This window comes from Methylomonas rhizoryzae, assembly GCF_008632455.1.
GTDB classification, from domain to species: Bacteria; Pseudomonadota; Gammaproteobacteria; order Methylococcales; family Methylomonadaceae; genus Methylomonas; species Methylomonas rhizoryzae.
This window is the reverse complement of sequence record NZ_CP043929.1, coordinates 2005432-2020767: the sequence shown is the minus strand read 5'-3', so window position 1 is coordinate 2020767 and position 15336 is coordinate 2005432. Positions and strand designations below refer to the sequence as shown.

Annotated in this window: 12 protein-coding genes and 1 pseudogene; 10 read left to right on the top strand and 3 right to left on the bottom strand. The window is 46.7% G+C overall.

Annotation, left to right across the window (positions count from 1 at the left end):
• Positions 1 to 2 precede the first annotated feature (2 nt).
• The 7 genes and pseudogenes from F1E05_RS09240 (at position 3) to F1E05_RS09205 (ending at position 9437) form a co-directional block, all read left to right on the top strand.
• The gene (locus tag F1E05_RS09240; RefSeq protein WP_150048014.1) at positions 3 to 2207 is read left to right on the top strand and encodes a chemotaxis protein CheA; all 2205 of its coding nucleotides are present in this window, start codon (positions 3 to 5) and stop codon (positions 2205 to 2207) included.
• Between the two features lie 137 nt (positions 2208 to 2344).
• Positions 2345 to 2908: pseudogene (locus tag F1E05_RS20880) on the top strand (PAS domain-containing protein); the annotation flags it as partial.
• 300 nt (positions 2909 to 3208) lie between these two features.
• The gene (locus F1E05_RS09225) at positions 3209 to 6445 is read left to right on the top strand and encodes a methyl-accepting chemotaxis protein (protein WP_232056833.1); all 3237 of its coding nucleotides are present in this window, start codon (positions 3209 to 3211) and stop codon (positions 6443 to 6445) included.
• 11 nt (positions 6446 to 6456) lie between these two features.
• Positions 6457 to 7017, top strand: a complete 561-nt coding sequence (locus F1E05_RS09220; protein ID WP_150048013.1) for a chemotaxis protein CheW — start codon at positions 6457 to 6459, stop codon at positions 7015 to 7017.
• Positions 7004 to 7846: a CheR family methyltransferase gene (locus F1E05_RS09215; protein ID WP_150048012.1), complete on the top strand. Its 843-nt coding sequence runs from the start codon at positions 7004 to 7006 to the stop codon at positions 7844 to 7846. The genes F1E05_RS09220 and F1E05_RS09215 overlap by 14 nt, the downstream gene beginning before the upstream one ends.
• Complete coding sequence (locus F1E05_RS09210) at positions 7843 to 8343, top strand: chemotaxis protein CheD (RefSeq protein WP_150048011.1); 501 nt, start codon at positions 7843 to 7845, stop codon at positions 8341 to 8343. Before F1E05_RS09215 ends, F1E05_RS09210 begins: the two co-directional genes overlap by 4 nt.
• A gap of 8 nt (positions 8344 to 8351) precedes the next feature.
• On the top strand, positions 8352 to 9437 hold the full coding sequence (locus tag F1E05_RS09205) for a protein-glutamate methylesterase/protein-glutamine glutaminase (RefSeq protein WP_150048010.1): 1086 nt from the start codon (positions 8352 to 8354) through the stop codon (positions 9435 to 9437).
• Positions 9438 to 9584: 147 nt separating this feature from the next.
• Here the strand turns inward: F1E05_RS09205 and erpA are convergent, their stop codons facing one another.
• From erpA to F1E05_RS09190, 3 genes are all read right to left on the bottom strand, one after another.
• Complete coding sequence (gene erpA / locus F1E05_RS09200; protein ID WP_150048009.1) at positions 9585 to 9917, bottom strand: iron-sulfur cluster insertion protein ErpA; 333 nt, start codon at positions 9915 to 9917, stop codon at positions 9585 to 9587.
• Positions 9918 to 10003: 86 nt separating this feature from the next.
• A complete protein-coding gene (locus tag F1E05_RS09195) occupies positions 10004 to 12247 on the bottom strand; it encodes a heavy metal translocating P-type ATPase (RefSeq protein WP_150048008.1) in 2244 nt (747 codons plus the stop codon).
• A gap of 48 nt (positions 12248 to 12295) precedes the next feature.
• Complete coding sequence (locus F1E05_RS09190; protein ID WP_150048007.1) at positions 12296 to 12505, bottom strand: heavy-metal-associated domain-containing protein; 210 nt, start codon at positions 12503 to 12505, stop codon at positions 12296 to 12298.
• Between the two features lie 128 nt (positions 12506 to 12633).
• Between F1E05_RS09190 and F1E05_RS09185 the strand changes: the two genes are divergently transcribed.
• From F1E05_RS09185 to mutM, 3 genes are read left to right on the top strand one after another with little or no spacing between them, the layout of a single operon-like run.
• Positions 12634 to 13836, top strand: a complete 1203-nt coding sequence (locus F1E05_RS09185; RefSeq protein ID WP_150048006.1) for an EAL and HDOD domain-containing protein — start codon at positions 12634 to 12636, stop codon at positions 13834 to 13836.
• Between the two features lie 58 nt (positions 13837 to 13894).
• Complete coding sequence (hflD, locus tag F1E05_RS09180; protein ID WP_150048005.1) at positions 13895 to 14518, top strand: high frequency lysogenization protein HflD; 624 nt, start codon at positions 13895 to 13897, stop codon at positions 14516 to 14518.
• A gap of 5 nt (positions 14519 to 14523) precedes the next feature.
• Positions 14524 to 15336, top strand: a complete 813-nt coding sequence (mutM, locus tag F1E05_RS09175) for a bifunctional DNA-formamidopyrimidine glycosylase/DNA-(apurinic or apyrimidinic site) lyase (RefSeq protein ID WP_150048004.1) — start codon at positions 14524 to 14526, stop codon at positions 15334 to 15336.

The window sequence follows — 15336 nt, the reverse complement described above, 5'->3', positions numbered from 1 at the left end:
GTATGAGTATCGATGACGAAATGCGGGAAGCATTAATCACTTTCACTGTAGAAAGCCTGGAATTATTGCAAGAAATGGAGGACGGTCTACTCAGCCTAGAAGACGGGTCCGATGCCGGCGAGCGAATCAACGCCATATTTCGAGCTGCACACACCATAAAAGGCTCATCCGGTTTATTTGGTCTTGACCATATAGTAGCGTTTACCCATGTCGTAGAAAGCGTACTCGATGCCTTACGCGACGGCACTATATCAGTCAGTTCGGAATTAATCGCCGCTCTGCTCCCCTGCTGCGATTACATCACCTTGCTTATCCGGGCAGTTGCGGATGGTCAAATGGAAACCGATCCGGACATGATCGCCACGGGTCAAGAATTGATAACAGGCTTACAAGTATTTTTGACGCAACCGGCTACAAGCAACAAACCCATTACTGTAAGCGAACCCCAAAGCCAAGTCGTAAGTCTGGGAAGCGGCGACTTTGAAAACGGCAATTGGCACCTATCCATCCGCTTTGGCGTCGACTCGTTGAGGGACGGCATGGATCCCTTGTCGTTTATTCGCTATCTAGGCACCTTGGGCTCTATCAGGCAAATTTCTACCCTTAGCGAAAGCCTGCCTGACGCGGAAAAAATGGACCCTGAATCCTGCTACCTGGGATTTGAAATCAATTTGCAAAGTAATGCCGGCAAAGAAGAAATAGAAAACGTTTTTGAATTCGTCAGAGACACCAGCATTATCCGCATCCTGCCGATGGATAGCAAAATTGAAGATTTCATAGCCTTGATCAAGGAGTTACCGGAAGACGATGCGTTTCTTGGCGAATTATTAGTCAAAAGCGGGGCACTGACTCACCGCGAACTTCAAGAAGCCTTAAACCAGCAAGTTAGCGAAAACAGAATTCCGGAAAATGACGCGCTTTCGGTAAAACCCAAACAGCCTATCGGCGAAATTTTGGTTGAACAACACGCCGTACAACAACCCATAGTCAATGCGGCACTGGACAAACAAAAACAAATTAAGGATAACAAAGCCAAAGAAAATCAAAGTATTCGAGTAGATGCCGAACGCTTAGATGTATTGATCGATCTAATTGGAGAGCTCGTTATAGCCGGTGCCGGGGTCAATTTGCTAGCCTTGGAAACAAGGGAAGCGCGCCTGCATGAAGCTACCGGTGAAATGATGCGTCTTGTTGAGGAAGTACGCGATAGTGCTCTCCAACTGCGCATGGTACCAATCGGAACCACATTCAGCCGATTCCATAGAGTGGTTAGGGATGTTAGTAAAGAGCTAGGGAAAGATATCGAATTGCTAATCAACGGCGCCGATACGGAGGTCGACAAATCCGTTGTAGAAAAAATCGGCGACCCGCTCATGCATTTGGTGCGCAACTCCATGGATCACGGCATCGAAACAGCTGAAGTAAGAAGAGAGCGCGGCAAGCCTCCACGCGGCAGATTGGGCTTAAATGCTTACCATGCGTCAGGCAGTATCGTAATCGAGGTTATGGACGACGGTGGCGGTCTAAACCGTGATCGCATACTAGCTAAAGCCATAGAACGCGAGCTTATTGCCCCCAATGCAGTTTTGAGCGATCAAGAGGTATATGCCTTAATTTTTGAACCCGGCTTTTCAACCGCACAACAAATATCGAATTTGTCCGGCCGCGGGGTCGGCATGGATGTGGTTAAACGTAACGTTACCGCTTTGCGCGGGCGTATCGAGGTTGAAAGTCAATTAGGGCTGGGTACCACAATGCGAATCCACCTACCTTTGACGCTAGCCATCATCGATGGATTTATGGTAGGAGTCGGTTCGTCTACTTTCGTCATTCCTCTCGACAGAATTCTTGAGTGCGTTGCTCTGCCGGAAGATACCGAAGACCGCGAATATGTAGATTTAAGAGGTGAAGTACTGCCGCTAATCAAACTGCGTCAATTGTTCGAAATTGAGGGAGAAACCCCTAAACGGGAAAATATCGTAGTTGTAGAGTATGCGGGCAATAAGGCCGGGTTAATCGTAGACCAATTATTAGGGGAGTTCCAAACTGTCATTAAACCGCTTAGCAAGCTTTTCACGCATATTAAAGGCGTGGCAGGCTCCACTATATTGGGAAGCGGTAAAGTTGCACTGATTTTAGATGTGGCTACGCTATTGGATTTTGTCTCCGTAAAAGCGCAAGCAGCAATTAGTTCCAAAAATATTTAACTCTGTGCTCATTATTTAGCAAATTGCGGCTTAACGCTCCTTTTGTACATCATGTAGTTGAGAAATGACGGTACGAGAGGCGAAAATGTGAAACACATTCAATAACAAGTTTACTATTCATCCTTGGAGGATGTTTTATGGGCATACTCAATATTTTTGAAAAAAGCAAATCGACCATAGCTGCCGACTTATTCCATGAATTTCTGGATAACAGTAGCAACGGAGTTATTTTTTTTGATGGCAATTTAATAGCAACTCATGCCAGCAAAGCAGCAATAGAACTGTATAAAAAGTTCAAAGCATCGTTCGATGCGGATATTCCAAATTTTGACATTTCCTCAATCGCCGGCACCTCGTTGAAAAACTTTTCCCTAATACCGCTAACAGTCCTCGAAGATCTGCGCAATCGGAAAAGCTGGGCAAAAATACTCGACTTAGGCCCGGATAAGTTTCACTTTACGCTTACTCCTTTTGTCCGCGATACCGGTGAGTTTACCGGCGCGATGTTGGAGTTTTGGTGGGCTACCGAGTATCAAAAAATGGAAGTTGAAACGGCTAGATATGCTTCTATTGTTAAAGAAATGACCGTACCTGTCATGACTTGCGATGTAGATCGCAACATAACTTATGCCAATCCCGCGGTTATTGATTTACTCAAACGCCACAAAACAACTTTGGAACAGATATTTCCCAGGTTCGATCCGAATAATCTTATCGGACAAAATATAGATCAATACCACAAAGATCCGAACAAACAAAAAGACATCTTTGCTGATGTCAATAAAATGCCTTATAAAACCACTATATCAGTACTCGATATGTCGTTCGCGCTGACTGCATTTCCACTAAAAAATAATAAAGGAAAAGTTACCGGATATGCAGTGGAATGGTTTGACGTAACCGATGAGGAAAAAGCCATTAAAAAAGTGGAAAGTATAACGCAAGATATTATTAACGGTCTTCTAAAGAATAGAATTGATATAAGCGGCATTGAAGGATATATGCAACACTTGTCTACCAGCATCAATCAAATGTTGGACGCAATCATATCGCCTTTAAACGTAGCCGCCGACTATGTCGACCGCATCGCCAAGGGTGCCATTCCGCCGAAAATTACCGACAGCTATAACGGCGATTTCAATGTCATCAAAAATAACCTCAATACCTGTATAGACGCGGTTAACGCCTTGGTGGCCGATGCCGTGATGCTGTCTCAAGCAGCAGTCGAAGGCAAACTCTCGACCCGTGCCGACGCCGGCAACCATCAAGGCGACTATAGAAAAATCGTCGAAGGCGTGAACGACACCCTGAACGCCGTCATCGGCCCGTTGAACGTAGCCGCCGATTATGTCGACCGCATCGCCAAAGGCGCCATTCCGCCGAAAATTACTGACAGCTATAATGGCGATTTCAATGTCATCAAAAATAACCTCAATACCTGTATAGACGCGGTTAACGCCTTGGTGGCCGATGCCGTGATGCTGTCTCAAGCAGCAGTCGAAGGCAAACTCTCGACCCGTGCCGACGCCGGCAACCATCAAGGCGACTACAGAAAAATCGTCGAAGGCGTGAACGACACCCTGAACGCCGTCATCGGCCCGTTGAACGTAGCCGCCGACTATGTCGACCGCATCGCCAAGGGTGCCATTCCGCCGAAAATTACCGACAGCTATAACGGCGATTTCAATACCATCAAAAATAATCTGAATAACTGTATCGAGGCAATTAGTAATATGGTGGCCGAAGCAGCCGCCTTGGAACAAGCAGCCATAGAAGGACGTTTGTCCACCCGCGCTGATGCGCAACAGTATCAAGGCGATTACCGCAAAATCGTTCAGGGCGTAAACAACACCTTAGACGCCGTCATCGGCCCGTTGAACGTAGCCGCCGACTATGTCGACCGCATCGCCAAAGGCGCCATTCCGCCGAAAATTACCGACAGCTATAACGGCGATTTCAATGTCATCAAAAATAACCTCAATACCTGTATAGACGCGGTTAACGCCTTGGTGGCCGATGCCGTGATGCTGTCTCAAGCAGCAGTCGAAGGCAAACTCTCGACCCGTGCCGACGCCGGCAACCATCAAGGCGACTATAGAAAAATCGTCGAAGGCGTGAACGACACCCTGAACGCCGTCATCGGCCCGTTGAACGTAGCCGCCGACTATGTCGACCGCATCGCCAAAGGCGCCATTCCGCCGAAAATTACCGACAGCTATAACGGCGATTTCAATACCATCAAAAATAATCTGAATAACTGTATCGAGGCAATTAGTAATATGGTGGCCGAAGCAGCCGCCTTGGAACAAGCAGCCATAGAAGGACGTTTGTCCACCCGCGCTGATGCGCAACAGTATCAAGGCGATTACCGCAAAATCGTTCAGGGCGTAAACAACACCTTAGACGCCGTCATCGGCCCGTTGAACGTAGCCGCCGACTATGTCGACCGCATCGCCAAAGGCGCCATTCCGCCGAAAATTACCGACAGCTATAACGGCGATTTCAATGTCATCAAAAACAACCTCAATACTTGTATAGACGCGGTTAACGCCTTGGTGGCCGATGCCGTGATGCTGTCTCAAGCAGCAGTCGAAGGCAAACTCTCGACCCGTGCCGACGCCGGCAACCATCAAGGCGACTACAGAAAAATCGTCGAAGGCGTGAACGACACCCTGAACGCCGTCATCGGCCCGTTGAACGTAGCCGCCGACTATGTCGACCGCATCGCCAAGGGTGCCATTCCGCCGAAAATTACCGACAGCTATAACGGCGATTTCAATACCATCAAAAATAATCTGAATAACTGTATCGAGGCAATTAGTAATATGGTGGCCGAAGCAGCCGCCTTGGAACAAGCAGCCATAGAAGGACGTTTGTCCACCCGCGCTGATGCGCAACAGTATCAAGGCGATTACCGCAAAATCGTTCAGGGCGTAAACAACACCTTAGACGCCGTCATCGGCCCGTTGAACGTAGCCGCCGATTATGTCGACCGCATCGCCAAAGGCGCCATTCCGCCGAAAATTACCGACAGCTATAACGGCGATTTCAATGTCATCAAAAATAACCTCAATACCTGTATAGACGCGGTTAACGCCTTGGTGGCCGATGCCAATATGCTCTCTCAGGCTGCTGTGGAAGGTCGCTTACAAACCAGGGCTGACGCCAGCAAACATTCCGGTGACTATCAAAAAATCGTTCAAGGGGTAAACGACACCTTAGACGGCGTTATTCTTCCTTTGAATGAAGCGGTTGACGTTATTATGGGATTGGAACAAGGCGATTTAACTCGAACAATTGATGGAAATTACAAAGGGAATTTAGGAGAGTTTAAAGAGACTGTTAACAATACAATATCAAAGCTTTCTAAAACCATTTCTGAAGTTATAAACGCCGCAGGTCAATTAGGCAATGCTGCCGAACAAATCAGTGCGACCTCGCAATCGCTTTCTCAATCATCCAGCGAGCAAGCCGCCAGTGTCGAGGAAACCAGTGCAAGCGTCGAACAAATGGCCGCCAGCATCAGCCAAAACGCTGAAAACGCAAAAATTACCGATGGAATGGCCGGAAAAGCGGCTAAAGAAGCCAATGAAGGTGGTGTCGCGGTAAAACAGACGGTTGCTGCGATGAAAGATATTGCGGCAAAAATTGGAATCATCGACGATATTGCCTATCAAACCAATATGTTAGCACTTAACGCAGCTATCGAAGCCGCACGTGCGGGCGATCATGGGAAAGGTTTTGCTGTAGTAGCTGCAGAAGTCAGAAAACTAGCAGAGCGCAGTCAGGTTGCAGCACAAGAGATTAGCGAATTAGCTGAAAACAGTGTCAAAACTGCGGAGATAGCGGGTAAATTACTTGATGAAATCGTCCCCAGTATTGCAAAAACATCAGATTTAGTTCAAGAAATCGCTGCCGCATCGCAAGAACAATCAGCTGGAGTCAACCAAGTTAACACTGCGATGAATCAAATGAACCAGATAACGCAACAGAATGCATCCGCTAGCGAAGAACTTGCCGCAACAGCCGAACAAATGACCAGCCAAACGGAACAATTGCAAGGTTTGATGAGTTTTTTCAAAATTGGGAATGGGCAGGGAAATAACTTATCAATTCGTCCACCTCAAAAATCGATACGTGGTGTCGAAAACTTTAAAACGCCAGCATCGGCGAGCCGTCAATTTTCTGAAAAAAATTATGATGGAGAATTTGACCTCAAAAAGTTTGAACGATTTTAAGGAGATTACAAATGTCTGCAATCACCACAACGACAGGTAATCAATTACCCATGCATTCCGAACCGCGTGCTACCGCTGTCGGCCAATATTTAACCTTTGTTCTTGGCGGAGAAATATACGCTTTAGGTATTTTAAATATTAAAGAAATTATCGACTACGGTAATATTACAGAAGTACCCATGATGCCTAGCTTCATTCGAGGAGTCATTAATTTAAGGGGTAGCGTGGTACCCGTTATTGACTTAAAAGCACGTTTTGGAAAGGGCAATACCAACATAGTAAAACGAACAGGTATAGTCATTGTTGAAACAACTAACGCTGCGGATGATAACGCACAACAAGATATCGGTATCATCGTCGATGCCGTCAATGAAGTAGTCGAAATACCTCAACAAGAAATCGAACCACCGCCTAGCTTCGGCACCGGAATTAGACCCGATTTTATAAGCGGAATGGCGAAACGTGACGGGCGTTTCGTCATATTGTTAAATGTTAATCGAGTTCTCTCAATTGATGAGATGGCAAATCTTAGTAAAACGATAATTGACGATACGATGCATGGTGACGTCTAATTCTCATAGCCATCAAAATTTTAATAGCGTAAACCTAAGACAAGATGAATTTCTTTGGGTAAAAGACTATTTATATAAACATGCTGGGATTGTACTCAACGATAGCAAACAAGCATTAGTCTCCGGTAGACTCGACAAGCGTATTCGATATTATGGATTTGATAATTACTCTGATTATTTCCGCTCGCTTGGAAAGCCGGGGTTTGAAAACGAAAGTTTTATGATGATAGATCTATTAACTACCAATGAAACCTATTTTTTTAGAGAACCAAAACATTTCGAATTCTTAAAGTCTGTTTTTTTCCCCACACGCAGTTCCGGCCAACCGCTTCGGCTATGGAGTGCAGCGAGTTCAAGCGGAGAAGAAGCTTATACATTGGCCATGCTAGTTTCCGAGCATTGCCCTTATTCAAACTGGGAAATCATAGGAACAGATATTTCAACAAGAATTATCGAAAAAGCTCGGCGGGCACTTTATCCAATATGTGCCGCAGAAAAAATCCCACTACCCTTTTTAAAAAAATACTGCCTTAAAGGAAGCGCCGAATTCGATGGCTTTTTTTTGATTGAAGAAAGCCTGTGTAAACATGTCAAGTTTTTATATGCAAATTTGATAGATAAGCTTCCTGACCTTGGTTTGTTTGACGTCATTTTTTTAAGAAACGTCATGATCTATTTTGACGTACCAACCAAACAAAACCTAGTCGACCGTATTCAAAATCATTTGATTCCCGGAGGATATTTTATTGTCAGCCACTCCGAATCTCTGAGCGGCATGAAAACTAATTTACAGCAAATTGCGCCGTCGATTTATCAAAAGCCTGCATGAATACTCAATTCCGAAAGCCGGAATCTTACATCGATATCTTCTTGCAACCTGGAGAATTTTATTTCGGAGACCGGGAAACGAGAATTCGAACATTATTAGGCTCATGTGTAGCCATCACCATGTGGCATCCCCGCTTACAAATTGGCGGCATGTGTCATTATCTGCTACCGCTGCGGTCTTTAGTCAAAGATTCCAGCGATTTAGATGGACGCTATGCAAGCGATGCCATCATGCTGTTCCTGCAAGAACTAGACAAGTCAAGTACCTGGCCGCACGATTACGAGGTAAAAATATTCGGAGGTGGCGACCAATTCCCATCCCACCAAAGACATCCCACACTCAGTGTGCCTGACAAAAATATTACCGCCGGACAAAGCTTGCTAAGGCAGCATGGATTCACTATTAAAGTCGCTCACCTGGGCGGTACCGGCCATCGAAACGTAATTTTCGATGTTTGGAGTGGATACGTTTGGCTCCAACATGTTGCTATGCACTAGGATTTGATATGTCGGTACAGAAAATACGAACCTTGATAGTAGATGACTCTGCCGTTGTGCGCCAAGTACTCACGCAAATGTTGGAAAAAACAGAAGCGATTGAAGTCGTTGGAGCGGTATCGGATCCGATATTCGCCATGGCAAAAATGAACCAAGACTGGCCTGACGTTGTAGTTCTCGACGTAGAAATGCCGCGTATGGACGGAATCACTTTTCTTAAAAAAATCATGTCGGTTCGGCCCACTCCTGTGGTTATTTGTTCGACGCTCACTGAAAAAGGCGCGGAAACGACGTTACAAGCGCTCGCAGCAGGTGCCGTAGGAATAGTCACTAAACCCAAAGCAGGGTTAAAAAGCTTTTTAGAGGACGAAGCCAACGACATCATACACGCAATCAAAGCAGCATCATTAACGGATATGCGGCGAATGAAATCACTCACCATGAGTTCCGCCCGCAGCCAGCCCGTTTCGAAACCAAATGATTATCAGGCTGTACAAGCAATGTCCTCCACTACCGATCGAATCGTGGCTATCGGAACCTCCACAGGCGGAACCCAGGCACTGGAAGTTGTACTCACACATTTGTCGCGTATCTGTCCCGGCATCGTCATTGTTCAACACATGCCTGAAAAATTCACGGCTGCTTTCTCCGCTCGTTTAAATTCACTATGCGAAATTGAGGTAAAAGAGGCCGCAAGCGGAGACAGGATAATTCCAGGGCGCGCATTGATCGCTCCAGGCGGACAGCATATGTCGGTAAAACGCAATGGTGCGCAATATATTGTTGATGTGCAAAACGGTCCTTTGGTAAACCGTCATCGACCATCGGTAGATGTGCTGTTTCGTTCAGTCGCAAAATGGGCCGGAAAAAACGCACTCGGCATCATCATGACAGGCATGGGAGATGACGGTGCTCGCGGCTTGAAAGAAATGTATAACATCGGTGCGCAAACTGTAGGTCAGGATGAGCACAGTTGCGTTGTGTACGGCATGCCCAAAGAAGCTGTAAGATTAGGCGCCGTTCAGAGAGAAGTACCGCTAAGTTCTATCGCCGGAATCATAGAAAGCTATGGCAAACAAGATCTCTCCGGTTGATTAAAGCACAGCCGGGCTAACGTGCATGAAAGCTCGGCAAGCGCCCTAGCCAATCAAAAGCATTGATGTGAGAGCAACGCTCCGTCGCGATTCGAAAGGCTATTCGTGACAAGGGCGTCGCTCCTACGATGATTTTCGTAAAATCGATTACGCCGAAAAAGAGGAGCCACAGCCGCAAGTCGTGGTCGCATTCGGGTTTCGAATCACAAATTGCGCTCCGGACAGATCCTCTTTGTAATCAATTTCAGCACCGTTCAAGTACTGTATGCTCATTGAATCGATTAATACGGTTACTCCGCCATTGACAACAAGCGTATCGTCTTCGTTTACCTCTTCATCAAAGGTAAAACCGTATTGAAATCCGGAACATCCCCCACCCGTAATGTAAACTCTCAATTTGAGATTGTCGTTGCCTTCTTCTTGAATCAAACCAGCAACTTTGCTGGCTGCACTGTCGGTAAAAACTATCGGATTAGTCATGTCAATTCTCTAGTGGCCAAATAAAAGCTATTTACCTAGTATTTTAATCAAGAATCCGTCAACTGACTATCTTTCAAAACGTTTTGCTATTCCACCAGTTGAGCCCATCTTAAACGATTGGCATTGCTGACCACGGTAACTGATGACATTGCCATGGCAGCACCGGCTAGCATTGGATTCAGCAGTATGCCGAAAACAGGATATAACAACCCTGCAGCAATCGGAATCCCGACTGTGTTATAAAAAAAGGCACCTAGTAAATTTTGTTTTATATTTTTAACGGCCAACCTTGACAACGCCATCGCTTCCGGTATTCGAAGTAGTGAACCGCGTAATAACACAACGTCAGCGCTTTCGATGGCAACGTCCGTGCCGGTACCGATTGCAAAGCCGACATCCGCTTGTACCAATGCCGGAGCATCGTTAATGCCGTCACCCACCATGCCGACAATTTCTCCGGCAAGTTGCAATTCCCGGACTACCGATGCTTTATCCTTTGGTAACACCTGAGCACGGATTTCTTTTATACCTGCTTGAGCCGCAATGGCATGTGCGGTGACCTGATTGTCACCCGTCACCATCAGTATGCGTATGCCACTGCTCTGCAACTTCGCTATCGCCTCGGCCGAATCGGGCTTGATAGGATCGGCTACCGAAATAATTCCGGCCAGGATATTGTCAACCGACAAAAGCATCGGCGTTTGTCCTAACTCGGCCAGACGCTGAAGTTCTTGCTCGAGCGGAGAATAGTCGAGACCGTGCCGTTCCATTAAAACCGCGTTCCCAAATAAACAATCCTGATTAGCAATCCGGCCGGATATGCCTTGGCCAATCTCTGCATGAAACTTTCGCACTTTATCCGGTTGAATACCTGCAACCTGAGCCGCTGTTAAAATCGCTGCTGCCAGCGGGTGCTCGGAGCCGGATTCCAGGCTGGCAGCGTATTGCAACACTTGAGTCTGAGTAAAACCGTTAATTGCCACGGTTTCCTGCAATACCGGTTTCCCTACAGTCACCGTTCCGGTCTTATCCAATACAACGCAAGTCAACTTTCCGGCAGTTTGTAAGGCTTCGCCTTTCCGAATCAAAATGCCTAGCTGGGCGGCACGTCCTACTGCAACCATCACCGAAATCGGCGTCGCCAGACCTAACGCGCAAGGGCAAGCAATTACCAGTACCGTCATCGATGTGACAAAAGCATATCCCAGCGACGGCTCGGGCCCGACTAACAGCCATGTGATAAAAGTTACGACGGAAATGCAAACGACCACAGGCACAAAAATCGACGAAATCTTGTCTGCCAGCTTTGCCAATGCCGGTTTACTATTTTGAGCCTGGCGTACGCTCTGGATGATTTGCGCTAACGCCGTGTCTCGCCCTATGTGGAGGGCAGTAAACAAAAAGCTGCCGCTTTGATTAATTGTCCCTGCGGAAACATTGCTACCCACGGTTTTCTCCACCGGTAGTGATTCGCCGGTCAACATCGACTCGTCGATGGTTGAATGCCCCTCCGTCACTACCCCGTCAACGGCGACTTTTTCTCCAGGCCTAACCCGTAATGTCTCCCCCAAGCCTACTTGGTCGATAGGAATATCGATTTCCGCACCCTCCCTCAACACGCGAGCAGTCCTTGGCTGCAAACCTATCAACGCTCTAATTGCCGCAGATGTCTTACCTCTAGCCCTAGTCTCCAGAGCACTGCCCAGATTAATGAAAGCCAGGATAGTGGCTGCCGCTTCGAAATAGGCGTGATTGGACAGACTCGGCAGGCTATCTGAATAATCTATGACAATAGTGGAGTAAAACCATGCAGAACCGGTACCCAATGCGATTAAGGTGTCCATATTCGCCTGCTTAACGCGAGCTAACTTCAGTGCCCCGCTGAAAAAATGCCCTCCGCTATACCAAAGGATTACCAGCGTCAGCAAAGATACCCCCCCCCAAAAGCCGCTACTTCCGGCTTTACCGATTTCCGGAAACCAATCAAGATGAGCGCCCAGCATCAAGGGGACACCTAACGCTCCGGCTACCGCGGCTTTTTGCATTAAAGATTTGTAGCGTTGCGCTTCTTGAGCTTCCTCATCGGCAGGATCTTCCAGTCCTTCCATGATTGCGGCATCGTACCCCGCCTGTTTTAAAGCACGTTTCATTTGCGCCGGGTCGGCGGCTCCTGACACGGTCGCGGAATGGTCGGCAAAATTGACATTGACAGCCTCAACCCCCGATACCCCAGCCAATGCATTTTCCACAGCAGCGATACAGCCGGCGCAACGCATGCCTAAGATCGACAATCGCACTTCGGTATCGGCATTATCATTTTTTAAATTCATTCACAACCCTCTGCTAGTCGCGTCAAGAGACCATCCAACATATTCCGGCTATTCTATCGAGAAACCCGCCCTTTCGATCGCGTCCTCTAACGACTCAATACTCAGTTTGGCGGGATCGAACTCGACCTCGACTTTTTTTTCTTGATGTGACGCTTTTACCGCCAACACGCCGTCAATGGCAGATAAGGCTGAAGTCAAGGTGTTTTCGCACCCTCCACATTTCATGCCTCCCACTGCTATAGCTATCGACTCAGTCATATCCATCCTCCAATCATAATGGTTCAAAAATCGCCTCAACCGGCCAGCTTATAGACTATCTTTCGCTGTGCATGATATAAGGCAGACATTCTCCATCATAGTTCAACGCACTTGGTTAAGTAAACCCAATGACGGACTTCCTAATCGGCCGCCAGCAAATACTCGATAAAAACCTGAATACCTACGCTTACGAAATTCTATTCCGCGGCAATGACTTCGATTTATCTCAAAAAGACGGCGCCACATCGGCTACCAACCAGGTAATTACAGATTTGCTATTAGAAATAGGCCTAAAAGACCTGGTCGGTCCACACTTGGCCTTTATTAATTTTACAGAACAAAATATTCTGGATAAAACTCCATTAAAACTACCAAAAAACCGGATAGTAATAGAAGTACTGGAGAACGTTGTTATCGATTCCGCCTTAATTTCAAACTTAAGGGAACTATCGCAACAAGGCTATGTTATTGCCCTAGACGACTTTGAATTGACTCAAGAATGGCTACCCATTTTAGAATTTTGCAATATCGTTAAAATTGACGTTCTTGCAAACGGATTAAACAAGTCGCACGAACTTATCGAGAAGCTAAAGCCCTATAAACTGAAATTGCTTGCCGAAAAAATCGAAACGCATGAAGAGTTTAATCTATTACGTAACTGGGGTTGCGAATTATTTCAAGGCTTTTTCTTCAGCAAGCCGCATATTGTCGAAGGCAAGCGTTTAAGCGTAAGCCAAACTTCAGCCATTCAATTGCTAAACGCCATTAACAGACCCAATGTCGGTTTCGATGAAATTAGCAAAATTATCACTATCGATGCAGGCTTAACTTATAAACTGCTGCACTACATAAATTCAGCATCATTTGCCCTTCCTAATAAAATAAAATCCATACAACAAGCATTAACGATATTAGGATTAAAAGAAATAAAACGCTGGGTTAATATTTTAACTTTGTCTGCCATGTCGGCAAAACCGACATCGGTATTACAAAATATCTTGATAAGAGCCAAAATGTGCGAATTGCTAGCACTGGAACTGAATCAGGAGCCTGAAACCTTTTTTTTAGTCGGCTTACTCTCCGGCTTGGATAGCATATTGGACATGTCCTTGGAGAAAGTTTTAGAGCAACTACCTATATCGGAACCGATCACTCAAGCAATATTGGTCAAATCCGGTCATGCCGGTGCAGCCCTGGACTACGCTTTAGCCTATGAACGCTGGAACGATGTAGAGCCGAGATTTCACTCCATACCGCCACAACGTATCGCGGCGATCTATCTGGAAGCGGTACAATGGTGGGCCAATCAAATCTATCCGCTATTACATTGACCGCTATAGCCGATAGTATTTACTCCGTTCGAAACTCCACCTTTCTTGTTTATAGTTCATGCCGTTAAAATCGCTTTCCAACCAAACTATTGCCCTAGCCGGAATTGCTCAGGCTTGCTCGTTAGTTAGACAACTCGCCACCACAGGTAATTCGGATAATGCCGCCACTATCTCTAGCATATCCAGTATCCTCAAAATCGATGCCGACAGCGTAGTAGACGTGTTCGGCGGGCTCACCGGAGTAAAGCACGGTCTGGAACAATTAGAGATTCAACTGACTAGCCGTATGGTAGCTAACCCGGAACAAGCCCGCTATGCAGCACAACTGCTACATTTACAAAAACAACTGGGGCAAAATCCTGACATGCTGCAACACATCCGTTCCGGCGTCTTGAAAGCCCAAGCACAAGCGGAACAATTCGGTATCATGCACGAAAATGTCCTGGCCAATTTGGCAGACTTGTATCACGCTACTATCAGCACCTTGCCCCCCCGCATCATGATCAATGGCGATCACCAATACTTAAGCAACCAAACCACGGTCAATAAAATTCGCACGTTATTACTAGCCGGAATTCGTTCCGCCTTGTTGTGGCGTCAATGCGGCGGCAGTCGCTGGCATTTTTTGTTTGCCCGACAAAAGTTACAACTCGAAGCCCGCAATTTGTTGACTCAAATTTAATAAGCATGCCTGAACTACCGGAAGTCGAAACCACTAGACTGGGCATTTTGCCGCACGTCACCACGAAACGCTTCAAACACATTGAGATACGCCAACATCAACTCCGCTGGCCGGTGCCTGCTGAATTGCCGGATTTACTGAGCAATGCGACATTGCATGAAATAACTCGTCGCGGAAAATATTTGCTTTTCAACACCGAAGCCGGAACCATGCTGCTGCATCTAGGCATGTCGGGTAATCTGCGAATTACTCAAGCCGATTGCACGGTTGGCAAACACGACCACATTGACTTCGTTTTCGACGACGGCACCGTGTTACGTTTTAACGATCAGCGTCGATTTGGCGCCGTGCTCTGGACAACCGCGCCTGACACACACCCTTTGCTAGCCGAACTGGGTCCGGAACCTTTATCTGCAGATTTTAACGTAACCTATTTATACAAGCGCCTAAACAACCGGCAAGTGCCGTTGAAAAGCGCGATCATGGACGCCAAGATCGTCGTCGGCGTTGGTAACATCTATGCGAACGAAGCATTGTTTCATGCGGGGTTAAATCCCAACCGCGCTGCCGGCACACTATCGGAGCAAGAATGCTTAGTGCTGATCGACTCAATTCAATCCGTACTTCGACAAGCGATTCAACAGGGCGGAACGACACTCAGAGATTTTTTAAACGCCCAAGGCAAACCCGGATATTTTCAACAATCCTTATCCGTATACGGCCGTCAGGGTTTGGCGTGTCCGGTTTGCTCGGAACCGGTACGCCATGTCAAGATAGGCCAGCGGGCAAGTTACTATTGCCCGCGTTGCCAGTCTTGA